22 protein-coding genes are annotated in these 23,188 nt (G+C 68.8%); 2 read left to right on the forward strand and 20 right to left on the reverse strand.

Translation table 11 applies throughout. The annotated features are described in order from the left end of the window. Positions 1-6 precede the first annotated feature (6 nt). Positions 7-594: a VanZ family protein gene (locus tag MRBLWO13_RS02855; RefSeq protein ID WP_341976277.1), complete on the reverse strand. Its 588-nt coding sequence runs from the start codon at positions 592-594 to the stop codon at positions 7-9. Positions 595-605: 11 nt separating this feature from the next. Next, the gene (locus MRBLWO13_RS02860; RefSeq protein WP_341976278.1) at positions 606-1,190 is read right to left on the reverse strand and encodes a TetR/AcrR family transcriptional regulator; all 585 of its coding nucleotides are present in this window, start codon (positions 1,188-1,190) and stop codon (positions 606-608) included. Between the two features lie 92 nt (positions 1,191-1,282). Between MRBLWO13_RS02860 and MRBLWO13_RS02865 the strand changes: the two genes are divergently transcribed. Continuing rightward, positions 1,283-2,125, forward strand: coding sequence for an alpha/beta hydrolase (locus MRBLWO13_RS02865; RefSeq protein WP_341976279.1), 843 nt, complete (start codon positions 1,283-1,285; stop codon positions 2,123-2,125). Positions 2,126-2,305: 180 nt separating this feature from the next. Here MRBLWO13_RS02865 and MRBLWO13_RS02870 read toward each other — a convergent pair whose 3' ends face one another. The 14 genes from MRBLWO13_RS02870 to MRBLWO13_RS02935 form a co-directional block, all read right to left on the reverse strand. Next, positions 2,306-4,429, reverse strand: coding sequence for an iron ABC transporter permease (locus MRBLWO13_RS02870; protein ID WP_341976280.1), 2,124 nt, complete (start codon positions 4,427-4,429; stop codon positions 2,306-2,308). Beyond that, positions 4,426-5,457: an iron-siderophore ABC transporter substrate-binding protein gene (locus tag MRBLWO13_RS02875; RefSeq protein WP_341976281.1), complete on the reverse strand. Its 1,032-nt coding sequence runs from the start codon at positions 5,455-5,457 to the stop codon at positions 4,426-4,428. Before MRBLWO13_RS02875 ends, MRBLWO13_RS02870 begins: the two co-directional genes overlap by 4 nt. A gap of 33 nt (positions 5,458-5,490) precedes the next feature. Further along, entirely contained in the window at positions 5,491-6,342 is an 852-nt protein-coding gene (locus MRBLWO13_RS02880; RefSeq protein WP_341976282.1) for an ABC transporter ATP-binding protein, read from the reverse strand. A 19-nt stretch (positions 6,343-6,361) separates the two neighbouring features. Next, positions 6,362-7,435: a DUF998 domain-containing protein gene (locus MRBLWO13_RS02885; RefSeq protein ID WP_341976283.1), complete on the reverse strand. Its 1,074-nt coding sequence runs from the start codon at positions 7,433-7,435 to the stop codon at positions 6,362-6,364. A 137-nt stretch (positions 7,436-7,572) separates the two neighbouring features. Next, positions 7,573-8,289: a Type 1 glutamine amidotransferase-like domain-containing protein gene (locus MRBLWO13_RS02890; protein ID WP_341976284.1), complete on the reverse strand. Its 717-nt coding sequence runs from the start codon at positions 8,287-8,289 to the stop codon at positions 7,573-7,575. Beyond that, positions 8,286-8,411 carry a hypothetical protein gene (locus MRBLWO13_RS02895; RefSeq protein ID WP_341976285.1) on the reverse strand — a complete coding sequence of 42 codons (126 nt, stop codon included), beginning with the start codon at positions 8,409-8,411 and terminating at the stop codon, positions 8,286-8,288. Before MRBLWO13_RS02895 ends, MRBLWO13_RS02890 begins: the two co-directional genes overlap by 4 nt. Positions 8,412-8,443: 32 nt before the next feature. Next, entirely contained in the window at positions 8,444-9,394 is a 951-nt protein-coding gene (locus MRBLWO13_RS02900; RefSeq protein ID WP_341976286.1) for a siderophore-interacting protein, read from the reverse strand. Then, positions 9,384-10,184, reverse strand: a complete 801-nt coding sequence (locus MRBLWO13_RS02905; protein ID WP_341976287.1) for an ABC transporter ATP-binding protein — start codon at positions 10,182-10,184, stop codon at positions 9,384-9,386. The genes MRBLWO13_RS02900 and MRBLWO13_RS02905 overlap by 11 nt, the downstream gene beginning before the upstream one ends. Next, positions 10,181-11,203, reverse strand: coding sequence for an iron chelate uptake ABC transporter family permease subunit (locus tag MRBLWO13_RS02910; RefSeq protein ID WP_341976288.1), 1,023 nt, complete (start codon positions 11,201-11,203; stop codon positions 10,181-10,183). The genes MRBLWO13_RS02905 and MRBLWO13_RS02910 overlap by 4 nt, the downstream gene beginning before the upstream one ends. After that, complete coding sequence (locus MRBLWO13_RS02915; protein WP_341976289.1) at positions 11,200-12,246, reverse strand: iron ABC transporter permease; 1,047 nt, start codon at positions 12,244-12,246, stop codon at positions 11,200-11,202. Before MRBLWO13_RS02915 ends, MRBLWO13_RS02910 begins: the two co-directional genes overlap by 4 nt. Further along, positions 12,243-13,274: an iron-siderophore ABC transporter substrate-binding protein gene (locus MRBLWO13_RS02920; protein ID WP_341976290.1), complete on the reverse strand. Its 1,032-nt coding sequence runs from the start codon at positions 13,272-13,274 to the stop codon at positions 12,243-12,245. Before MRBLWO13_RS02920 ends, MRBLWO13_RS02915 begins: the two co-directional genes overlap by 4 nt. A 209-nt stretch (positions 13,275-13,483) precedes the next feature. Next, on the reverse strand, positions 13,484-13,687 hold the full coding sequence (locus MRBLWO13_RS02925) for a cold-shock protein (RefSeq protein WP_102193879.1): 204 nt from the start codon (positions 13,685-13,687) through the stop codon (positions 13,484-13,486). Positions 13,688-14,256: 569 nt separating this feature from the next. After that, complete coding sequence (locus MRBLWO13_RS02930) at positions 14,257-17,193, reverse strand: AAA family ATPase (protein ID WP_341976291.1); 2,937 nt, start codon at positions 17,191-17,193, stop codon at positions 14,257-14,259. Positions 17,194-17,216: 23 nt separating this feature from the next. After that, positions 17,217-17,522 carry a hypothetical protein gene (locus MRBLWO13_RS02935; RefSeq protein WP_341976292.1) on the reverse strand — a complete coding sequence of 102 codons (306 nt, stop codon included), beginning with the start codon at positions 17,520-17,522 and terminating at the stop codon, positions 17,217-17,219. A 118-nt stretch (positions 17,523-17,640) separates the two neighbouring features. Between MRBLWO13_RS02935 and MRBLWO13_RS02940 the strand changes: the two genes are divergently transcribed. Further along, complete coding sequence (locus MRBLWO13_RS02940) at positions 17,641-17,997, forward strand: HNH endonuclease signature motif containing protein (protein WP_341976293.1); 357 nt, start codon at positions 17,641-17,643, stop codon at positions 17,995-17,997. A gap of 12 nt (positions 17,998-18,009) precedes the next feature. Here MRBLWO13_RS02940 and MRBLWO13_RS02945 read toward each other — a convergent pair whose 3' ends face one another. The 4 genes from MRBLWO13_RS02945 to MRBLWO13_RS02960 form a co-directional block, all read right to left on the reverse strand. Next, entirely contained in the window at positions 18,010-19,065 is a 1,056-nt protein-coding gene (locus MRBLWO13_RS02945; protein WP_341976294.1) for a DUF998 domain-containing protein, read from the reverse strand. A 58-nt stretch (positions 19,066-19,123) separates the two neighbouring features. Further along, positions 19,124-20,320, reverse strand: coding sequence for a helix-turn-helix domain-containing protein (locus MRBLWO13_RS02950; RefSeq protein WP_341976295.1), 1,197 nt, complete (start codon positions 20,318-20,320; stop codon positions 19,124-19,126). A 65-nt stretch (positions 20,321-20,385) separates the two neighbouring features. Then, positions 20,386-21,621 (reverse strand): amidohydrolase family protein, encoded by a 1,236-nt coding sequence (locus tag MRBLWO13_RS02955; RefSeq protein WP_341976296.1) that lies wholly within the window; start codon positions 21,619-21,621, stop codon positions 20,386-20,388. Further along, complete coding sequence (locus MRBLWO13_RS02960) at positions 21,618-23,093, reverse strand: oligopeptide:H+ symporter (protein ID WP_341976297.1); 1,476 nt, start codon at positions 23,091-23,093, stop codon at positions 21,618-21,620. The genes MRBLWO13_RS02955 and MRBLWO13_RS02960 overlap by 4 nt, the downstream gene beginning before the upstream one ends. Positions 23,094-23,188: the final 95 nt, after the last annotated feature.

Raw genomic sequence — 23,188 nt, forward strand, 5'->3', positions numbered from 1 at the left:
AGCGCCCTAAGCGGCGACAGGCGCCGGGATCTCCGCTGGAGCGGGAACCTGCGACCAGCGGAAGCGGTCGACGAGACCGGACACCTGAGGAATGCGCGACAGGATCAGCAGCAGACCGTAGCCCAGCATCCCTCCCGCGATGTTGGAGAGGAGGTCATTGATGTCTGCGATGTGCCCTCCGGCGAAGAATTTCTGCGCCGCCAACTGAGCCACCTCGATGCCGAGGCTGGTTCCGGCCACGGCGATGAGGACCTTCCACCAGGATGGCTTCGCCAGCAGCAGTGCACTGAGGATGCCGAGCGGCACAAACACCAGGATGTTCGTCACCGCGTCGCCCCACTCGTAGTCGGCGAAGGGGATGATCGCCAGCCCGGGAACCCAGTTGGTGCCGCCAGTGATGGGGTTGAGATAGATCGGGAAGATCGTGTTCCCCACGATGCCGGCGGCGTACACGGCGAGAGCTGCGGCCACCATGGCGCGCGGAACGGAGAAGATCCGCTCGGCGTTGAGGCGCCAGAGCAGCAGCGCGAAGATCACGGCGCCGAGAGGAATGACCACCGGCAGCACCGGGATCTGCTGAAAGGGGTCGTTCATAGGGAATCAGGTTACCGAGCGCTGTTATGGATGCTCTGCACCAGCGCAGCGTCGATGAGCACTTCGGCGGCCGCCCTGGCCTGCGCGGCGACCTGCGGGTCGGCGGAGATCGCCGCGGTGCTCTGCGCCCCTTCGGCGAGGATGGACAGCTGAGCTGCGAGCGTCGCGGGCGCGCCCGACTCTGCGGCGAGCGAGGCCATGTACTTCTGGAACGACGCCTTGTGTTCGCGCACGATCTGCGCGACCTCGGGGTTGGTGCCGCCGAGCTCGCCGAACGCGTTGATGAAGGCGCAGCCGCGGAAGCCGTCCGTGCAGAACCATCCCTCGAGGTATCGATAGACCGCGAGCAGTCGGGTGCGCGGGTCGGTGCCGGCATCCGCCACCGCGGCCGTGAGCGACGTCTCCCACTCGTGGTGCTTGCGTTGCAGGACCGCGGCGACGATGTCGGTCTTGGCGGGGAACAGCGCATACAGCCGGCGCAGCGACACGCCGGCCGCCGTGCGCAGCTCATCCATCCCGACGGCCGCGTATCCCTTGCGGTAGTAGAGCTCCTCGGCGGCGGCGAGGATGCGCTCGCGAGCCTCTTCTTCGGTCATACCAAGAGTTTACTTGACAAGAGAACGTTCGTTCTCTAGATTGATGACATCAAGTGAGAACGATCGTTCTCGCAGACAGAGAGGAAACGATCATGGGTTACATCACCGTCGGCACGGAGAACAGCACGTCCATCGAGCTCTACTACGAGGACCAGGGCGCTGGCCAGCCCGTCGTGCTGATCCACGGCTACCCGCTGAACGGCCACAGCTGGGAGCGCCAGACCCGCGAACTCCTCGACCAGGGCTACCGCGTCATCACCTACGACCGTCGCGGCTTCGGCCAGTCGTCGAAGGTGGGCGCCGGCTATGACTACGACACCTTCGCCGCCGATCTGAACACCGTGCTCGAGACCCTGGATCTGCGCGATGTCGTCCTCGTCGGCTTCTCGATGGGCACCGGCGAACTCGCCCGCTACGTCGCCCGCTACGGACACGAGCGTGTCGCGAAGCTGGCGTTCCTCGCCTCGCTCGAGCCCTTCCTCGTGCAGCGCGATGACAACCCCGAAGGCGTTCCGCAGGAGGTCTTCGACGGGATCGCCGCGGCTGCGAAGGGCGATCGCTACGCCTGGTTCACGCAGTTCTACAACGACTTCTACAACCTCGACGAGAACCTCGGCTCGCGCATCAGCCAGGAGGTCGTCACCGCCAACTGGAACCTTTCCGTCACCAGCGCTCCGGTCGCGGCCTACGCCGTCGTGCCGGCCTGGATCGAGGACTTCCGCGGCGACGTCGAGGCGGTGCGCGCGGCGGGCAAGCCCACGCTGATCCTGCACGGCACGAAGGACAACATCCTCCCCATCGACGCCACCGCCCGCCGCTTCCACCAGGCGGTGCCTGAGGCCGACTACGTCGAGGTCGAGGGCGCGCCGCACGGCCTCCTCTGGACCCACGCCGACGAGGTCAATGCCGCGCTGAAGGAGTTCCTCACGAAGTAGCGTCTCGCCGCGGCATCCGCTCCTCCAGATCTGGGGAGCGGATGGCGCGTCATCCGGCGTCCCGAGATCAGGAGGACCGCCCGAGATCAGGAGAATCTTCGCGGGATTCTCCTGATCTCGGGCGGTCCTCCTGTTTTCGGCGATGGCGCCGCCGCAGCAATGAGACGGCGGCCGGTGCGCCTACGCGTCGCGCGAGCGCCAGAGCAGCCAGACGAAGTACGGCGCTCCGAGCAGTGCCACGATGAGCCCGGCAGGCAGCTGGGCCGGCTGGATGACCGTGCGTCCGAGGGTGTCGGCGAGGGCGACGAGCACGGCCCCGAGCAGCACGGATACCGGGATCACGCGCGCGTGCCGTGAGCCGACCAGCGCGCGGGCGGCATGCGGGGCGACCAGTCCGACGAAGCCGATCACGCCGACAGCCGCGACGCTGAACGATGCCAGCACGGCGGCAAGGAGCAGCAGGCCGAGCCGGGTGCGCTCCAGGCTGATGCCGACCAGGCGCGGGGTGTCCTCATCGAGAGACATCACATCGAGCTCTCGCCGGGCCATGAAGACCAGCGGCAGGGCGATGGCGAGCACGACGGCGACCGGCACGACCTGCTCCCAGATCCGCCCGTACGTCGTGCCGGAGAGCCAGGTGTAGACCTTCGGGGTGTCCCACGGATTCGCGCGCAGGAGGAAGAAGGTCGTCAATGCGGTCGTGCCGTAGGACACCCCGATGCCGATGAGGATGAACCGGTCGGCGTTCAGCCCGCGCCGCCAGGCCAGGCCGTAGACGAGGGCGAACGCGAGGAGCGAACCGACCAGCGCAGCGGCGATCATGCCGGCGGTCGAGGCGACGGCGCTGGTCACCACCAGGACCGCGCCGAGACCGGCGCCGCCGGTGACACCGAGGATGCCGGGATCGGCCAGCGGATTGCGGCTGACGGCCTGGAAGATGCCGCCCGACAGTGCGAGTGCTCCCCCGGCAACGACCGCGGCGATCACCCGCGGCGCGCGCTCGTCGAGCGAGAACGAGATCAGCGGCGGAGCCTCGCCGCGCAGCCACAGGGCGATGTCTCCGGTGAGCAGCCAGGTGCTCCCTGCCAGCAGGCCGAGCAGCACAGCCCCGATCACCGCGGCCACCGTCACGACGAGAACAAGGCGGAACCGCCGCGTGCTGCGGACACCGAAGCGCACTTTCGGCGGCTCGCGCGTCGGTCCGGAGTCGCGCAGTCGGCGCGCCATCACGACGAGCACGACGGCGCCGAGCAGCGTCGTGGCGACACCGGTGGGCACCGCGATCGCCGCCTCCGCGCCGATGATGGCCCGCAGCAGCGCGTCGGAGAGGATCACCACGATCGCACCGAGCAATCCGGAGACCGGGATGAGCAGCACGTGACGGTGCAGGATCGGCACGACGCGGGCGAGCAGTCGCGCGAGTACCGGGGCGCACAGTCCGACGAATCCCATCGGGCCGGCGAGCGTGACCGATACAGCGATCAGCACGACGGCGAGCAGGATGCCGACGACCCGGGTCGACCGGATCGGAACCCCGAGCGACGACGCCGTGTCATCGCCGAGAGCGAGAACGTCGAAGCGTCGGGAGAGCAGGAGCGCCAGAATCGTGGCCACCACGACGACGGGCGCTGCTTGCAGGAACGCATCCAACCCGAGCTGCGACAGACTGCCACTGCCCCAGGCGAACAGCCCCTCGGTCTCCTCGTCGAAGAGCACCAGCAGCGTCGATGTGCACGCCTGGAAGGCGAGCGCGAGGGCGGAGCCGGCGAGGATGAGGCGGGTCGTCGAAGAGCCTGCGCCCCCGGCGAGGCCCAGGACGATACCGGCGGCGATGATACCGCCGGCGAACGCGACGGCACCCGATGCCCACACCGGGATCGCGATGCCGAACGCGGCGACGGCTGTCACGGCCAGGTAGGAACCAGCGGTGACACCCAGGGTGTCTGGTGAGGCCAGCGCGTTACGCGCGAGGGACTGCAGGATGAGGCCGGCGACGCCGAGCGCGATGCCGACCGCAGCCCCCGCGGCGAGGCGCGGAAGGCGCGATCCGACGAGGATCGCCCCATCCGTGAACGAGGCGTCGCTGGTTCCCTGCGTGAGGTGCCAGAACCCCACCGCGGAGAGCGCGACCACGAGAGCGCCGAGAACGACGATCCCCCGGACGACGCTCGATCCGCCGGTCCGGGCGTCTCCAGCCCCGTCCGTGCCGGGCGAGACGACCGACGACCCGGACGACGCGTGTGCGACGCCTGACCCGGAGGCCGTCTGTTCATCCGACGCGGACGGGAGCTGGATGCGGGTCACTTCGAGAGGACCTCAAGGTAGGCGTCGATGATCTGCTCGGTCGAGCGCGGTCCGCCGAACATCCACACACCCGCCGGGAACGCGTGGATGCGCTTGTCCTGCACTGCGGGCAGCGACTTCCAGACCGCGTTGTCGGCGACGGCATCGATGAAGATGCTGCCGTCGGTCTCCCTGGTGCCTGCGTAGAAGAGGCTCGCGTCACCCGCTGCCGTCATGCCTTCGATGTCGGTCTGGCCGAGACCGTACGCTGCATCGACCTCACCAGTCCATGCGTTGGTCAGGCCGAGCGCCTCGCCGACCTCACCGACCAGCGAGCCCTGACCGTAGGGGCGCAGTCGCACGTTGCTGCCATCGACCCAGCCGTCGAAGAAGACGAACTCGTCGGTGTCGGCAACGCGGTCGGCGACCTTCGCCTTCGCGGAGGCCAGGTGTGCTTCGAACTCGTCGGTCACGACCGCAGCCCGATCTTCGCGACCGGTCGCCTGGGCGATCAGGTCGAACGTGGTGAGCATCTGGGCGAGCGGGTCGGCGGTGTCGGCACCGAGGGTCGCGAGTACCGGGATGCCGTATGCCTCGAGCTGAGCGATGATCGCGTCATCGCGCACGAAGGCCTCGACGATGACGAGGTCGGGATCCGCGGCGACCAGCGCATCGAGGTTCGGCTCCTGCCGGGTGCCGACATCCTTCACATCTGCCGGGAGTTCCTCCGCCTTGACCCACGTGTTGTATCCCTCGACGTCTGCGACGGCGACCGGGGTGACGCAGAGCGTGAGAGCGTCCTCGATCTGCTGCCACTCGAGCACCGCGATCCGCTCGGCGGGCTTGTCGAGCTCGATCTTGCGGTCGAACGCATCGGTGAGCGTCACCGCACCGGTCGAGGTCTCCGTGGAGTCGGCGGAGCAGTCCTCGCTGGACGCGGAGACCGGCTTGTCCGTGCCGGCCGAAGTCGGCTGAGTCGTACCGCACGCGGTGAGCGCGAGTAGCAGGGCGCTGCCGAGAGCGAGCGCGGTCAAGGGAGTCTTCTTCATGGTTCCTCTATCGGGGTCGGGGACGAGGGAGATCTATCGGGATGCCGCCACGGCACGGTGCCGCTCGTGGTGACGGCCACGGGGGATGACGCGGACGAGGCCGGTCTCGGCATCCACCACGGTGTCGATGCGCAGCCCGTACACGAGGGAGAGGTTCTCGCCGGTCAGTACGTCGGCGGGGAGCCCGGACGCGTGCACTCGGCCCTGGTGCAGCAGCACGATCTCATCGGCGACCGATGCGGCATGGTCGAGGTCGTGCAGCACAACGCCGAGGGCCGTGCCGTGGTTGTCAGCGAGGTCGCGCACCAGGTCGAGCGTTTCGATCTGGTAGCGCAGATCGAGGTGGTTGGTCGGCTCGTCCAGAAGCAGCACTCCGGTGTCCTGCGCCAGCGCCGTGGCGAGCCACACCCGCTGCAGCTCGCCGCCGGAGAGCTGATCGACGGCGCGATGCGCCATTTCGCTCAACCCGGTGAGAGCGAGCGCGTGCGCGATGGCCGCCCGGTCAGCGTCGGTCGTTCCGGAGAACCGTCCGCGGTGCGGGTGGCGGCCGTACGCGACGACGTCTGCGACCTCGATGCCCGACGGATGCGGACGCGACTGCGAGAGCATCGCGACAGTGCGAGCGAACTCCTTCGCGGAGAGCGTCGACACGTCGCGCGCATCTGCTCCTTCTCCGACCTGCACCGTTCCGCCGCCGATGCGATGCAGGCGGGCGAGGGCACGGAGCGCCGTCGACTTGCCACTGCCGTTCGGACCGATCAGGGCCGTCACGCGCCCCGGCGTGAGTCGCAGCGACACGTCGTGCACGACACGGGTTCGTCCGTAACTCAGCGCGAGCGCATCGCCACGCAGAGCGGCGGATGCCGGGAGCTCGTTGGTGGTCACGTTAGGAGAGCCTAACCTATTACGCTGCCGCCCGTGAAGCCCTGTGCAGCAGGTACTCGCGCTCCGAGGGGCGCGGATCGGGCGGAGCAAGCCAGGAGAGCGTGCGTACGAGCACCGTCATCCACCCCAGTCCCAGCCCGACGACGATCACCTCCAGCACGGTGAGCGAGTACACCCGCAACGGATCACGGAGCACGACCGCGACGACGAGCAGCACGCAGACGCCGATGGTGAAGAGGACCAGCATGCGCGGCGGTCCGGGCATGACCGCCGTCGTCAGCGCCGCTGCGGCGAGGAACAAGACCAGGGTGCTGATCGTCGCGACGTTGTGCGCGATCTCGCCGCGATGCACCGGGAGAACGCCCACGGCGGCGAGCGCGACGCCGGTGGACGACCACAGCACGACCACAGCGCCGATCCGGCCGAGCGCGCTGTCGCCCCGCAACCTGTGCAGATCGCGTCCGATGTACGCTCCGACGGTCGCGACCAGAAGACCCGCCACCACGAGTGTGCCGTTGAACGCCCAGGAACCCGCGCCGACGCCGAGCTGCGAGAAGTTCAGTTCCCACCACCGCGGGTCGGTGGCCGTGAGCATGGCGAGAAGAGTGCCGATCACGACGTATCCGAGCAGCAGGGTTGCGAGATCGGAGGTGCGCAACCCCGCCACGGCGTCGAATGCCAGGCGCCCGCCGACTGCGCTCGCGATGCCGATCACGATCCCGCCCCCGAAGGGCGGCAGCTCGAGCCCTTTCAGCGCGACGCCGAGGATCTCGCTCGCCAGAAGCACGCCGAGAGCCGTGACCCCGGCGAACGCGACGGTGAGGGCCGCGGCCGACCCCGCCGAGATGATCCGCTGCCACCGCGGCATCACCGCCTGCTCGACACGTCGACGCAGCAACGTGCCGAGGATGAAGGTCGCGGCTGCGATGACACCGGCGACCACCGCAGCCGGGATGCCGACAGAGCCGGCGCCGGCGACCGGGCGCGGGTTGCCCCAGAGCACGAGAGTGCCCACGCCGATTCCGACGAGGAAGCAGATCGCCGTCGCCCGGATCGCGCGGAACTCCTGCCTCAGCTGTCGGCTCTGGTCCACGCATCCATCGAACCATGAACCGACCACGCCTCTTGGCGCCAGAGACAGGAGCGAGCTCCCACCACCGGTCAGGAAACGGCCTGTCGGCATCCGCGAAGGGGGGAGGCCCTACCCATGCGAGGGACTTCGGGGCGCCCTCAGCCGCCGATCGTGGAGACCAGCACGCCGCCCTCGGCCGGCAACACCCGCCAGACGCTGCCTTTGCCCTCGACCCGGAGCTCGCCATGGCCCACGATCAGGGCGGTGCGCTCGTCGATGCCGAGCCCGCCCTGGACCAGCCCGGACTCGACCGCGGCGACCAGTCGGGAAAGCATGCCGCGCTGAGCCACATGTACCTCGATGGCCACGTCGACGAGGCCGATGCCGGTCTCGATCTCCAACTCGTCGCCCGCTTCGTCGGGGTCCTCGGGTGAGACGACCACGCCACCGATGCGCGAGCCGCTTCCGAGCGAGCCCTCCGCCGCGATCATCGCTCCGGCCGAGACGCCGAGGTAGGGCACACCCTCGGCAACCAGCCGGCGCAACTCGCCGAACACCGGCTCGAGCCCCGCGCGCACATCCTCGACGACGCCGCCCCCCACCGCGATGCCGTCGACGTCGGCGATCGCGCCGAGCCCGATCGGCTCGCCGGGTCGCCCCGCGGTGAGGTGCATCTCGATCGCGGTACCCGTTGCGGACTCGACGAGTAGCTCGCCCAGCGCCGCCGCCTTCTCCTCGGCCTCGGGGTGCAGTGAGATCACGGCGATGCGCGGCCGCGCGTGGCCCGCTCGCAGCGCCGCTTCGGCGACGAACGGCGCGTAGAGCGCGGCATCCGCAGCCGTTGTCGCGCCGCCCCCGATGAGGTGGACGCTCATGCGACACCGTCCCCCGCTGCGACGGCACGCGATGGTGCCGCCTCACGGAACTGGTCCCCGGTGAGGATCTCGCGGCGCATTCCGTCGATGCGGGTGTCCGCATCGCTCGCATCGAACGTCATCCGAAGAGCCTACTGGGCGTCAAGGCGGCCCCTCAGCCCCGCATCGCGACGCCGCGGCGCCAGTAGCCCATGAACGCGACCTGTGACCGGTCGATACCGAGATCCTTGACGAGGTGGCGACGCAGCGTTGTCACGACTCCGCTCTCTCCGGCGATCCAGAAGTAGCGCTCGGCCGGGCCATCGCCGGAGGCGATCTCCTCACCGAGGCCGGAGTAGTCCGGCGTCTCCCACACCAGATCTTCACCTTCGATGTCCTTCACGGTGATCTCGGCGCTGGCATCGGAATCGCCGAGATAGTCGAGCACCGTCGGGATCAGCCGCAGCCCGTGCAGCGCGTCGCCGCGGGGCAACCAGTGCACCTCGACGCCAGCCGGGGCATCGATCTGCAGGATGTCCTCGGCCAGCGGCACCTCGATGAACGCGATGCCGCGAAGATCTCGTGGGGCATCCTCCAGGACGCGGGCGATCGCGGGAGCGGCCGTCTCATCGCCGGCGAGCACGACGGACCGCGCGGCGCCGGGGTCGTACTCGATGCCGCCTCGGTCCTCGCGTCCGCGCCGCGGGCCGACGATCATCAGCGCGTCGCCCACGGCCGCGGTGCTCGCCCAGCTCGATGCCGGACCGGTGAGCCCGGGCTGCAGGTGCAGCACGAAATCGACGACCACCTCGGTGCCGGCGTCCGAGACTCGCAGTTCCCGCACGGAATACGTGCGCATCGACCCGCGCTCGTCCTCCGGCACTGCCAGATACGCGCCCCACCAATCGTCGTCCGTGCGGTCGAGCGGCGGGAGGATGCCGGATGCCGGCGGGAAGATGATCTTGATCCTGACGTCGAACATCTCCCCCGGCATGCCGAACTCGTGGAGCTCATCGCCGCCGAACGTGATCCGCACGAAGTTCGGCGAGACCCGCTCGACGGCGCGCACCTCGGCGCGAGCGAGGATGTACGACGGACGCGTGCGCGTGGTTGCCTCAGCGGACATGGTGCCTCCCGATTGGTGTGACCAGCGGCTTTCCGGAAACCGGGTCTGTGGTGATCTGATTCGCCAGGCCGAAGACCTCTTCGACGAGCGCACTGGTGAGGACGTCGTGTGGTGCGCCGACCGCGTGGACCCGGCCGTCCTTCATCGCGACGAGCTCGTCCGCGTATCGCGCGGCGAGATTGAGGTCGTGCAGCACCATGACGATCGTGGTGCCGCGCGAGACGCTGAGATCGGTGAGCAGGTCGAGCACCTCGACCTGATGCGCGACATCGAGAAAGGTGGTCGGCTCGTCGAGCAGGAGAATATCGGTCTCCTGCGCCAGGGCCATCGCGATCCAGACGCGCTGGCGCTGTCCGCCGGAGAGCTCGTCGACACTGCGGTCGGCGAGGTCGGCGGTGCCGGTGGCCGCGAGCGCGTCGGCCACGATCTCGTAGTCGTGCATGCTCCAGCGCGAGAGCACCTTCTGGTGCGGATGCCGCCCCCGGCCGACCAGATCGGCGACGGCGATGCCCTCGGGCGCGATCGGCGATTGCGGTAGGAGACCTAGGATCCTGGCGACTTCCTTCGACGGGCGGGCGTGCACGGACTTGCCGTCGAGAATCACGTGACCCGCGCTCGGCGACTGCAGGCGCGCCAGCGATCGCAGCAGCGTCGACTTGCCGCATCCGTTCGCTCCGACGATCGTGGTGATCTTGCCCGGCGCGATCGCCAGGTCGAGCGCGTCGATGACGGTCCGATCGCCATAGGCGAGGGTGACCCCCTCGGCGGAGAGTGTGTGCGGCTGCGTCATAGCGAGCCTCCCGAGCGGTTGGTGCGGATGAGGAGGTAGATGAGATACGGGGCGCCGAGGACGCCGGTGATGACGCCGACGGGGTAGCGCGCGTCGAACAGGTTCTGACCGATCAGATCGCCGGCGAGCACCAGGGCGGCACCGACGAGCGCCGACGGCAGCAGGAGGTTCGCACCCGGTCCCGTGATGCGCGCTGCAATGGGTCCGGCCATGAACGCGACGAACGCGATCGGGCCGGTCGCCGCCGTCGCGAAGGCGAGGAGCGCGACGGCGCCCAAGATGAACAGCAGTCGAGTGCCGTTCACCCGCAGACCGAGCCCGGCAGCGGAATCGTCGCCGAGTTGCAGCATCCCCAGCGCCCTCCCCTGGGAGAACATCAACGGCAGGATCACCAGGCACGCGATGGCGAGCGGGGCGATGCGATCCCAGGAAGCACTGTTGAGGCTGCCGGTCAACCACAGCATCGCCGTCTGAATGTCCCATTGGGCGGCGCGCGAGAGCACGTACGAGACGATGCTCTGCAGCATCGCCGCGACGCCGATCCCGATGAGGATCAGCCTGGTGCCCGCGAACCCGCCCTTGTTGGAGAGCAGGTAGATCGCGATCGCCGTGAGGAGGGCACCGGCCAGTGCCATCACCGACACGAGCGGGCCGCTGACCGAGAGCACCACGATGCCGACCACCGCCGCGGCGCTGGCGCCTTCGGCGATGCCGATGATGTCGGGGGATGCCAGCGGATTGCGCAGCAGGGTCTGGAACGCGACGCCCGCGATGCCGAAGCAGGCGCCCGCGAGCACGGCGAGCACAGTGCGCGGAAGGCGCAGTTCACCGACGGAGTAGGAAGCTCCAGGCACCGTCTCGCCGAGGATGACACGGATCACTTCGCCAGGCCCGTAGAACGTGTTGCCGACCATGAGCGCCACCGCTGCGAGGACGAGAAGCAGTGTGCCGAGCACCACGCTGGCAGTGGCGTGGCGGCGGTGGCGGGCACGGCGCCCGGCGATGATCGCGGCGGTCACAGCTCGCGCACCTTCTGGCGCCGGACGATCCAGATGAAGAACGGAGCGCCGATCACCGCGGTGATGATGCCGACCTGGATCTCTTCGGAGGAAGGAGCGATGACGCGTCCGATGACATCGCTGGCGACGAGCAGCGCCGAGCCGGCGAGAGCGGAGAAGGGCAGCAACCACCGGTGGTCGGTGCCGATGAGCATCCGGCAGATGTGCGGAACGACCAGGCCGACGAAGCCGATGGGTCCGGCGATGGCCGTCGCGGCTCCGGCGAGGATCACCGCGCCGAGGGCGGAGACGAGGCGGGTGCGGAAGACGTGCTCACCGAGGCCGGCGGCGAGGTCGTCACCGAGGGCGAGCGAGTTCATGCCGCGTGCACACGCGAAGCAGATGAGAGCACCGAGGGCGAGCACGGGCGCGGTGATGGCGAGGCGTGTCCAGTCCGCGCCGCCGACGCCGCCGATCTGCCAGGACTGGAACACCTGAAGCAGATCGACCCGCGGGAGCATGATGGCGCTGATGAGCGAACCGAGGGCGGCGGATGTCGCCGCCCCGGCGAGAGCCAGCTTGAGAGGCGTCGCCCCGCCGCGGCCGAGGGCGCCGACCGCGTAGACGAAGGTCGCCGCGATGGCCGCGCCGACGATCGCCACGATCATGTAGCCGTACTGGCTCGAGAGTCCGAAGAACGCGATGCCGATGACGACGGCGAGAGAGGCGCCGTTGGAGACACCGAGGATGCCGGGGTCGGCGATCGGGTTGCGGGTGACGGCCTGCATGGTCGCCCCGGAGAGCGCGAGCGCCGCCCCGATCGCGATGGCCAGGACCGTGCGCGGGATCCGTTTGATGACCGCCGCCTGCGCGACGGTGTCGTCATGACCCGTCAGCGCGGCGGCGATGTCACCGGCGCTCACGGATCGCGTCCCGAAGGAGATGGAGAGGATGCTGAGGACGAGGATGACTCCGACCCCGGCGAGCAGCCAGAGGGTACGCACCAGCGCCGGGCGCCGCAGTGCAGCGGCGCCCGGCGTGAGGATCCGAGTCGCGGTGGTCACTCCGCCGCGAGGAGAGGTGCCTCGAGGACGGCGAAGTAGTCGTCAAGGCCCCACGGGATCGACAGCGGCGACGGGTTGGCCGACGCGGCGAGCGGTGTGGCGTCGCCGAGCACGGCGATGCGCCCTTCAGCGATCGCGGGGATCTTCGACAGCAGCGGGTCGGCCTGCAGCAAAGGGATGATCGACTCGTCGCCGTAGGTGACGAACACGTCGACATCGTCGAACAGCTCGGCTTCTTCGGAGCTGACCGTCAGGTAGAACTGGTCGCTGTCAGCGTTGACCTCGACGATCGAGGGCATCGGGAAGCCGATTCCGTGCAGGTAGCCGGGGCGCGTGTCGATCGCGGTGTAGTAGCCGATCTGGCTGAGGTCGGTCGGATCGATGTAGGAGAACAGGAGCTTCTTGTCCTTCAAGCCGCTGTGCGCGTCGATCGCCGCTTCCGCGTCGGCGTGCAGCTGCTCGATGAGTGCCGCGCCCTCGTCGGCGAGGCCGATCGCTTCGGAGTTCATCGTGATCATGTCATCGACCGAGGTGCCCCAGGCGACCTCGGGGTAGGCGACGACCGGCGCGATCTTCGTGAGCTGGTCGTACTCCTCCTGCGTCAGGCCGGAGTAGGAGGCGAGGATGACGTCGGGCTGGGTGTCGGCGATCGCCTCGTAGTCGAGACCGTCGTCGTTGTTGAACAGGACGGGGGTCTCGGCACCCAGCTCTTCGAGCTTGTCTTCGACCCAGGGCAGAACGCCGTCACCGTCGTCATCGCCCCACGTGGCCTCGGCCATTCCGACCGGCACGACGCCGAGCGCCAGTGGCACCTCGTGGTTCGCCCATGCGATGGTCGCGATGCGTTCGGGCTTCTCGGCGATGGTGGTCTCACCGTAGACATGCTCGATGGTCACGGGGAAAGCACCGGCGGACGCCGGGTTGCCGGAGCCTGCAGCAGAGTCGCTGGTCGGTGCGGTCGCGCAGGCCGCGAGGCCGAGAGAGAGGACCACGGCGGAGCCGAGGCCGATGAGTCGAGAAGTGCGCACGGGCATTCCCTTCGAGTATGGAACGGGGGGAGGCGCGAATGCGCGGAGGCTTTGGTAAGCCTGTCCTAACTTATCAGATGGTTAGGGTTGCCTCAGTTCCCGCCCGCCATGCCGCGAGCCCGCGCCCGGACATGCGAAAAGCCGGCCGCGCCCGAAGGCAGCGACCGGCTTGAAGCGCTCAGAGATCAAACTCGGAGCGGTTCTCGCATTCAGAGCGGGCGAATGTTCGCAGCCTGCATGCCCTTGGGGCCACGCTCAGCGTCGAATTCGACCTTCTGGTTCTCGCGAAGCTCCTTGAAGCCAGAGCCGGAGATAGCCGAGAAGTGGGCGAAAAGATCGTCCGAGCCGTCATCGGGAGCGATGAAGCCGAAGCCCTTTTCCGAGTTGAACCATTTCACAGTGCCAGTGGCCATGTGTTTCTTCTTTCTGTTGATCGGGCCGTTTGCACGGCCTTGAGCGCCGCGCCGGAACCTCCGGCGGGCACGTGCGGGGACGCTCTCATGAAGAGAGGCCACGGAATGGGGGGCGCTGAGGACGTGTCCTTCAGCGCCGGCGGGACGGGCTGCGACGAGCCCGATGATGGCGGATGCCGCGACGGCGGCCTCGGCGTCGTGCGCCGAGTCGTGATGACCGAGGTCCTGGCCGCGCGCGCCGAAAGCGGCGGCGCCGTCGAATTCAACGACGACGTAGCCGGCGTATTCGCCGGCACTGGTGGCCACTCGGACGTCGACGTCGGCGTCGCGCCAGTGGAGTTCTTGGCTGGGTGCGCATGCACCGCAGCCGACTGCGTTTGACAAGTGAAGAAGCTTTCGGTGGGATCCGTGCCGAACCGATCGGGGCACAGAGATTCGGATCCTGGTATTAGGGCCACACACGTCGCACAATGCGTTCGCGGGCCGGTGATGAATGATGCCTCCGGTAGGAGGGACGTTCCCACCGTACCATGCCCACCCGGAATTGGACCTGGCAGTTCTCCCCACGGTCAACGGGCCACCAGTTCGACCGCGTCGATCTGCCGCGCGGCCAGCGCCGCTTCGGTGCGCGTACTGACTCCGAGTTTGCGAAGCACAGCCGACACATGCACGCTGACGGTCTTCACACTGATGTAAAGACGTTCGCCGATCTGCCGGTTGCTGAGCCCCTCGGCGACGAGCGCGAGCACCTGACGCTCCCTCGCCGTGAGGTGCTCTGCCTCCCCGGAGTCGCCGCCGGCACTGGCATCCGCGCGCAGTCCGGCGGCATCGGCGAAGGTGCTGACGGCGGTCTGGAGCTGCACGTGGCCGAGCTTCTCGGCGACGGTCAACGCTTCGGCGAGCAAGACGGCGGCAGCCGCGCGGTCGCCGCTGTCGACCAGCATCCGTCCCAGCTCCAACCGGGTGATCACCCGGAAAGTGACGGGCATGTCGTCGCCATCGGCGACGGACACCGCGTGCTGCAGGGCGGGAACGGTCGGCGCGAGCAACGCGTCGAGAATCGACCACCATGCCCCGGCGCGCAACTGCTCGGGCTGAGCCTGCCAGGCCGCACGGACCGCGTCGACGGCGGGAGCGACGACACCGCCGTCGGCACGCAGCGCGGCGATGATCCATCCGGCTTGGAGCAGCAACCGTCGCTGGTGCAGAAGGACCGGGCCCTCGTCGTTCAGCATCGCGAGAATCGCGTCGAGAGCGCCGGTGAGGTCACCACTGCTCTCGGCCACCGCCACCTTCATGACCACACCGTCGTACCAGATCTGACGCTCCACCTGTCCGGTCTCCTCGAACGCCGGCATCAGTCCCCGCAGCAGTTCGGCGGCTTCCTCGGACCGCCCCCGCCAGGCGAGCAATCGCACCTGCGACATAGTCGTGTACAGGCGGAACACCCGCAGCGTGCTCTTCTCCAGATCACGTGCGAGAAGCTGCTCCGCCCTCTCGATGTATCCGAGTTCGAGAAGCGGCGACACCATGTTCTGCGTGAGGATCGACCCCGACGTGCGCTCGACACCGAGCGAGCGCGCGCGCCCGAACCCCTCTTCCGCGACCTGCACCGCCTCGCGATAGCGACCGAGCAGGGTCAGCGTGTCCGAGAAGTTCACCCGGTAGCGCAGCTCGGCGTTCGACTCCACGGCGCGCACCCGCGCGGTCTCGTAGGCGGTGAAGCCACCGACGAGGTCGCCGAGATGCACCAGGCTCCCCCCGCGAACGTTGGCCGCAACGGAGATCTCGGTGTCGGAACCGGCGCGCTCGGCGAATTCCTGTGCGCGCGCCGCGAAATCGATCGCCTTCTGCCGGTGACCTGCGACCATGTGCCGGCTGGCGAGGTAGTTCAGGATCGAGGCGCGCAGGCGATCGTCATCGACTCCGGCATCGAGCACGTCGAGGGCTTCGCTCAACAACTCGATCGGCCCAGGGCGGCCCAGATTGGTCAGGTACAGCGCCTTGTCGCGCAGCAGGCGCACATGGGTCCGGGGGTCGACCACGGCCGGATCGATCTCGCCGAGGGCGACGTTCACCACCGCCAGCGCACGCTCGCCGTCGCCGGCGTTGCGCAGCACGGAGCCGAGCAGCGCGAGCAACGGGATGCGTTCGATGCCGGCCGCATCCGCCGCATCTGAAACCCGCGGCCAGAGTTCGAGCGCCAACTCGCCGAAACGGGCAGCGCTCGCGAAGGCATAGCGGGTCTTGGCGTGCAGCATCGCGGCGACGGATGCCGTGAGCGTCCGCCGATCGTCCTGCGCGAGTTGCCAGTGATACGCGAGCGCGGCCGCATCGCCGCTGCCGGTTCCCGCGCAGTTCTCTTCGAGCATCTCCGCATACGCGCGGTGCAGCCGAGCACGCTCACCGGGGAGAAGATCGCCGTGCACGGCCTCGCGCAGCAGCGCATGCCGGAAGCGGTAGCCGTCGTCGACGACGATGAGAATGCCGCTGCGCGCAGCCTCGCGCAGCGCATCGTCGAGCTGAGTCTCGGAGATGTCGACCAGCCGCGAGAGCAGCGAATGCGACAGCGGCCGCTCGGAGCCCGACGTCACCTGGACCACACGCCGGGCATCGGCTCCGAGTCGGTCGAAGCGGCCGAGCAGAAGGTCGCGAAGCCCCTCGGGCAACGGACCGGACGCGCAGCAGGCGATCTCCTCGATGAAGAACGGCACACCCTCGGCGCGCTCCTGCATCCGCTCCAGCGCGCCCTCGGTGAGGGGCCGTCCGACGAGTTGCTCCGCGAGCTGGCGCACCGCGCCCTCATCGAGACGCTTCAATGCGACGCGCTCCAGCAGTCGCGCTCTGCTCGCCTCGCCGATGAAGCCGCTCACGGCGTCGCCGCGGCGCACGTCATCGCTGCGGCAGCTGATCACCAGCAGGATGCGCCCGCGGGTGAGGGTGCGCAGCAGGAACGACAGCATCGCCAGGGTCGAGTCATCCGCCCAGTGCACGTCCTCGACGATCAGTACCTGCGGCGCACGTTCTGCCGCCACTTCGATGAGGGTGGCGATCGCATCACGCAGCCGCTCCGGGCTGGTGTGCGCACGGTCGGTGGGAACGTCGACGAGTTCGGGCAACAGCATCCCGAGCGCCTCGGCGCCGACGCCGACCGCCGCCCGCGTCTGCTCAATGCCCAGCAGAGCGACGAGCGAGCGCAGGATGCCGGTGAGGGGGCCGTACGGCGTGCGCGCCGATCCCAGATCGAGACACCAGCCGACGTGCACGTCGGCACGGGTGGCGATCTCTTCGCCGAACTCGCGCAGCAGCCGGGACTTGCCGATGCCCGCCTCGCCCTCGACGAGCACGGCGGCGGGCGTACCCTCGGTGGTGCGCTCGAACATCCCGCGCAGCAGGGCGAGGTCGGCGTCGCGGCCGACCATCGCCGCGATCGGGACGGATGGGAGCATGAAGACATCGTCCCACTCTCCACGGACATCAGGGGCGTCCGAGGCGGCCGTCTTCATGGCATTCACCGTCACCGCAGGGATCACCGGGCCGCAGCGGGCTCGCACGGCACCGCGGCACGACGCGATGCGGATGCGGATGCGGAATCCGACGCCACCCGGCGGGAGGCGACATCCGGGGCCGTCCGCGTCGTCGCCGATGCGGGCACCGCGGTCGCCCGCGGTGCCCGGCCCACCACGCGGCGGATCGCCCGACGCAGAACGCCCTCAGGACGGAGGACGACCTGGTCGGCGTGCTCCTGGATGAAGCGACGGCGTGCGAGCGCCCGCTCCAGCTGCTCGAGTTCGAGCTCGGTCGCACGTTGGCTGAGATAGGGGTGTTCGAACATGAGGTTCTCCTGACGGTTTGCTGTACCCCTACATTCCGCTCTGAGGCCCCCTGCCGACATCGGACGGATGCCCTATCTTCGGCGCGGATCTGAGGCGGCATCCGTCTAGGGTGGCCTCATGCCCGTCAGTCGCAGCCGCCGTGCCCGCGTGGATCGTCGGCGACGCCGGCGGGTGGCGGCAGCCGACAACGACCTGACGCCGGCGGAATGGGACGCGCTGCGGCGGGAGTGGGGCGGATGCGCGTACTGCGGCATCGGCGACGTTCCGCTGCAGAAGGATTGCGTGCAGCCGATCTCACGCGGCGGCCGCTACACGTTGACGAACGTGGTCCCCGCGTGCGGCTCCTGCAACGCCAGCAAGTCGAACGGCGAGGTGACGAGCTGGCTGCGGCGCCGCGGGCTCGATGAGAGCGCGTTCCTGCTGCGCCACCATGCCGTGCAGCTGTCCTTCGTGACGGACGACCAGCCGGACTGAGCCGCGAGCGGGTCAGGCGCGCAGGAGCGTGGCGCGCAGCGACGGCCGAGATTCCGGCGGGACGACGATGGCGAGCATCCGCACGAGTGTCGTCATCCACGCCAGGCCGAGCCCGATCACGATCGCTTCCAATGCCGTGACCGAGTAGAGCCCGAAGAACACCCACAGCAGCACCGCGAGCACGACGAGGGCGACCACCCCGATCGTGGTCACCACGAGAGCACGCGGCGGCTTCGAGATCACGAACGTGGTGGATGCAGCGGCTGCCCCGAACAGCACCAGCGCGCCGAACGCGACGATGTTGTGCACGACGGGCGCCGCGTGCAGCGGGAACAGCCCGACCGCGGCGAGCGCGACCCCGGTCGCCGCCCAGAGCGCGACCACTCCGCCGATGCGGGGCAGTGGAGCATCACCGCGCAGCCGATGCAGGTCGCGTCCGATGTACGAGCCGACCGTCGCCACCAGGAGCCCGGCGACGACGAGCGTGCCGTTGAAGGCCCAGGAGCCGGTCCCGAGGCCGAGCTGCGAGAAGTTGCGCTCCCACCAGCGCGGGTCGGTGGCGGTGAGCATCGCGAAGAGCGTGCCGATGATGAGGAATCCGAAGAGGAGACCGGCGAGGTCTCCGGTGCGCAGGGTGATCCCGGCGTCGAACGCGAATCGGCCGGCAAACGCACTCGCCGCACCGGTGAGCAGACCGCCGCCGAGAGCGGAGAGCTCCAGCCCCTGCAGACCGACGCCGAGGATCTCGCCGGCGAGGAGCACCCCCATCGCGGCGACGGCGCCGAACGCGATGGTGAGCGCGATCGCAGAGACGTCGGAGATCACCGCCTGCCAGCGCGGCATCGGCGCGGTCTCACCGCGTCGGTGCAGAACGGTGCTGGCCACGAACGCGGTCGCCGCACAGATCGCGGCGACGCCTGCCGCGGGGAACACGACGGAGCCGTCCCCGGCCAGCGGACGCGGAACCCCCTGAAGCAGCAGCATCCCCGCGCCGGTGCCAACGGCGAAGCACAGCACCATGGCCCAGATCGCCTGGGTCTCCTGCCGAAGCCGCCGCGCCGTGTCCATGACTCCATCGAAGCACGGGTCGCCGACGCGGCGTCCAACCCCGCCGAGATCGCGCCGGTCACCCCCGCAGCCATCGCTGCCGGAGCCATGCTCCGATCACGAATCGCGTGTCGTCGGCATCGATGTCGACACCGATCGATGCAGCGGCGCGACGCAGGCGATAGTGCACGGTCGCCCGATGCACGCCGAGTCGATCTGCCACCTCGGCGATCCGGCCGCCGTGCGTCACGTACGCCTCGAACAGCTCGATCGTCTCGGCTGGGGCCTCGGCCAGACGACGAAGCGGCTCCGGGAGCAGGTGCTCCGGCGGCTCGTCCGCCAGGAGGGTCGCAATCGACGCGGCGATCGGGTCGGCGCTCCAGGATGCCGATCGGCTGCCCCGCGACCGCGCGACGCGCACCGCGATCAGCGCCTGCTCGTACGACTCCCACGACGCGACCAGTTCGTCGACCGGCGCCCCGATGCCGAGGACGGCGCCGAGCGGCTCCTGCGCGTCGGAGGCGTCCGTCTCGCGAATGATCGCGGCAACGACACTGCCGATCGCTTCCGGAGTCGGCTCATTCCGGAAACCGATCAGGATGAACGTCTCCGGCATGGTCGGCACGAAGCTGTAGGCGTCGATCATCGGGGTGGTGATCGCACGCAGCAGCGCGTGCGAGATCACCTCGCGTGGGGGTGGCCCTCCCCACGGCGCCCACTCGGCATTCAGCGAGAGGCAGAGCGCCACGAATCGACGCGATCGCGTGAACATGCCGAGCTCGATGAGCTCGTTCGCTGCATTTTCTCTGCTCGGTGCATCAGAGGTGAGCAGACCGAGCATCTCGGATTCGACCTCGGCGTTCACCGCTTCGATCGACTGTGAGATGTTCACCAGCACGGCGCGCAGCGTCTCGACCGTCTCCGTGATGAGGACGACCTCGCCGGGGGTGAGCGGCTCGACGAGAGTGACCCACAGAAACCCGAGCACGCCGTAGCGCGAGCGCAGCGTGATCGAGAGTCGCGCGTACTCGATCCCGAAAGCGGGATCGGGCTCGATCACACGGGGCGCGCGTTGTGCGTGCAGCCGTCGGTTGCGCAGCTCGGCGGCGAGGGCATCCGTCGGGCGCCGCTCCGACAACGTCTGCAGCCGCGCCGGGTCGAGATCGCCGTAGTGAGCGCTACTGGCGAGCAGCACGAACTCGGCATCTTCGAGCACCACGGACCGGCGCAGCGACATCGCGAGCCGATCGACGGTCTCCTGCACGGTGTCGAACATCGGGCCTCCGCTACCTGACCGGCGAGACGCCTCTGATCCTACGCCGCGGACCGCACGAGGACCCGTCACACGACGAGCTCTCCACCCTTCACGACTGCCGAAACATCGCAGAAACGCTCGATCGCCCCAAGGTGCGCTCCACGGACCGCAACGAGGTCGGCGTACCGCCCGGGAGCGATCGCCCCGATGTCGGCCGATCGCCCGAGGCAGTCGGCCGCGACGGTCGTCGCCGATTGCAGCGCCTGCATGGGAGTCATTCCCCACTCGACGAACTCCGCCAACTGGCCGGCGTTCCTGCCATGGGGGAACACGATCGCGTCGGTGCCGTACGCGATGCGCACGCCGGCCTCGATGGCGAGCCGCACGGCGGCACGCGCCGAGGCACCCACCGCAGCCGTCTTCGCCCGGACGCCGGCCGGATGATTCTCCCGCTCGGCGTGCTCCTCGACCCACTGCAGCAGATAGGTGGTCGGCACGTAATAGGTGCCGTGCTCGATCATCGCCGACATGGCGGCCTCGCCGAGCAGGGTGCCGTGCTCGATGGTCCGGGCACCGGCGCGGATCGCCCGCAGCGCGCCCTCTTCACCGTGCGCGTGGGCCGCGACGTAGAGACCGTAGAGAGCCGCCTCTTCGACACAGGCCCGCAGCTCGGCCTCGGTGTATTCGGGCGCACCGGGGTTCGTGCCCGAGGCGTAGACGGCTCCGGTGGTGATGACCTTGATCACATCTGCTCCGCGGTGCGCGATCCGACGCACCGCGGAGCGCACCTCGTCGACCGAATCGGCCACGCCGAAGCGGTAGGACTTCGGAAGTTCGATGTCGACGGCGAGGTCGGTGATCTCGCCTCCGCCGGACGAGCAGGTGACGTAGGCGCCGGCGCACACCATGCGCGGACCTTCGCAGATGCCGGAGTCGATGGCGTCACGCAGGTCGCAGTCGACGAAGGCGCGAAAACTGCCGACGTCACGAACGGTCGTGAATCCCGCGCGCAGCGTGGCACGCGCGTGGCGCACTCCCAGGAGCGCGTCGCGGGCCGGCGAGCCGGTCAGGAATGGACTGTAGCTGCCTCGTTCGAGCTCGCCGATGAGGTGCGTGTGCAGATCAATCAGCCCTGGGGCGACGAGGTGCTCGCTCAGGTCGAGTACGTCGTCACCGCCGTGCCGCGAGATGGACCATGGCTCGACGGCGGCGATGCGCTCACCCTCGAGGACGATGGCATGGTCGGTCAGCACCTCTCCGGTGAGCACATCGGCGATTGCTCCGGCACGGATGGTCCTGACGGTGTTCGTTGCAGTGGTCATCGAACGACCTCTCTTTCCTCGGTGGTGACCAGGCGTCTACCGACGACGACCCGCACGATGATCATGGCGACGGCGACGACAGCGCCGACGATGGCGAAGCCGGCGAAGTAACCGGTCTCGTTCTCTCCCGGGATGAACCCTTCGCCGGCAACGCCGGCCGCGGCGATGCCGATCGCGACGGAGAGGTAGTGCACCGAGAGCATGCGCGTCTCGAATCCCTCGGGAGCGACGGCTGTGGCAAGGGAAATACCGGATGGCGAGACGACGACGTCGGAGGCGCCGAAGACGAACACGATGAAGACGAGCACGATGATCGGAGTGAGTCCGCCGACTCCGGAGGCCGCGGCGAGCCACCCCATCCCGAGCGCGCATCCGGCGAACGCGACGGCGAACTTCACAGGCAGCGACGGCTGCCGCTCCCCCAGCGCTCCCCAGACTGCTGCGAGGATCGGCGCGACGATGATCGTGCACAGCGGCGCGATGCCGAGCACCATCGAAGGAGGGAGTTCGACACCGAAGATGACCCGGTCGGTGCTCGCTTCGGAGTGGATCGCCACGGTCGTGTACAGCTGCTGATAGAGCATCGCGAATACACCCGTCGCGCAGAAGAAAGGCAGATAGCGCAGCACCCGTCGCTTGTGCTCGCGGTCGAGGTCGTGGCGGGTGAGCAGCTTGGCCAGCACCCCGACGGCGACGACGAGCGCTCCGATACCGACGAACGTCGCCGGGTTCCAGCCGGCTGACACCGTGCCGATGACAACCGCAACAGCCATGACGACGCCGAGGATCGGCCAGGCGAGCGCCCAGCCGTGAACGCCGCGGCCCACGAGGACGGGGGCTGTGGCCTCGGTCCCGCGGCGGAACGGCAGGTACACGAGCAGACCGACCAGGATCGCGATCGCGGACGTGAGGAACCCGATCCGGAAGCCGTACTCCGTCTGCAGCACGCCGGTGAGAGTGATGCCGACCATAGCGCCGCCAGCGCTTCCCAGGTAGTAGATGGTGAAGCCCGACTCGCGCTTGGACTCGTGCGTGTTGAGCGTTCCTCCCAGCAACGTGCCCTCGCTGACCCACATCGACGCGGCCCCGAATGCGATCGCGAGGAGCCCGATCGTCAGACCGATATGACCCGGTACGAGCGCGAGCACGAGGTAGCCGATGAACGCGAGCACCGCGCCCCATCGCAACCCACGGCCGGCGCCGAGCACATTGTCGGCCAACCAGCCGGCGAAGATCGTTGCGAGGAAGGTCGAGGCGCTGTACGTCGACACGATCGCGATCGCCACCGAGGGGGACAATTCGAGTCCACCCTCACTGCTGGCGAAGTACACGTAGTACACGAGGATCGTCTGCATGCCGTAGTAGGCGAGGGCATCGAATCCCGCAAAGCCGGCCACGGGATACATCGTCCGGGGCAGGCCGAAGAACGTACGCGCTGTCGGTGGAGCGCTGGTCGAGCTGCTGACGGTCATTGCGCCTCCATTGGTGCACGGGGTGCCGCGATGCGGCTTCGGGTTGTCGAGAGTCAATCCGATCGCGGACTCCGGCGGTTTCGACAGCGGTGGAA

Origin of the sequence: Microbacterium sp. LWO13-1.2, from assembly GCF_038397725.1 — a bacterium.
Lineage (GTDB): Bacteria > Actinomycetota > Actinomycetes > Actinomycetales > Microbacteriaceae > Microbacterium.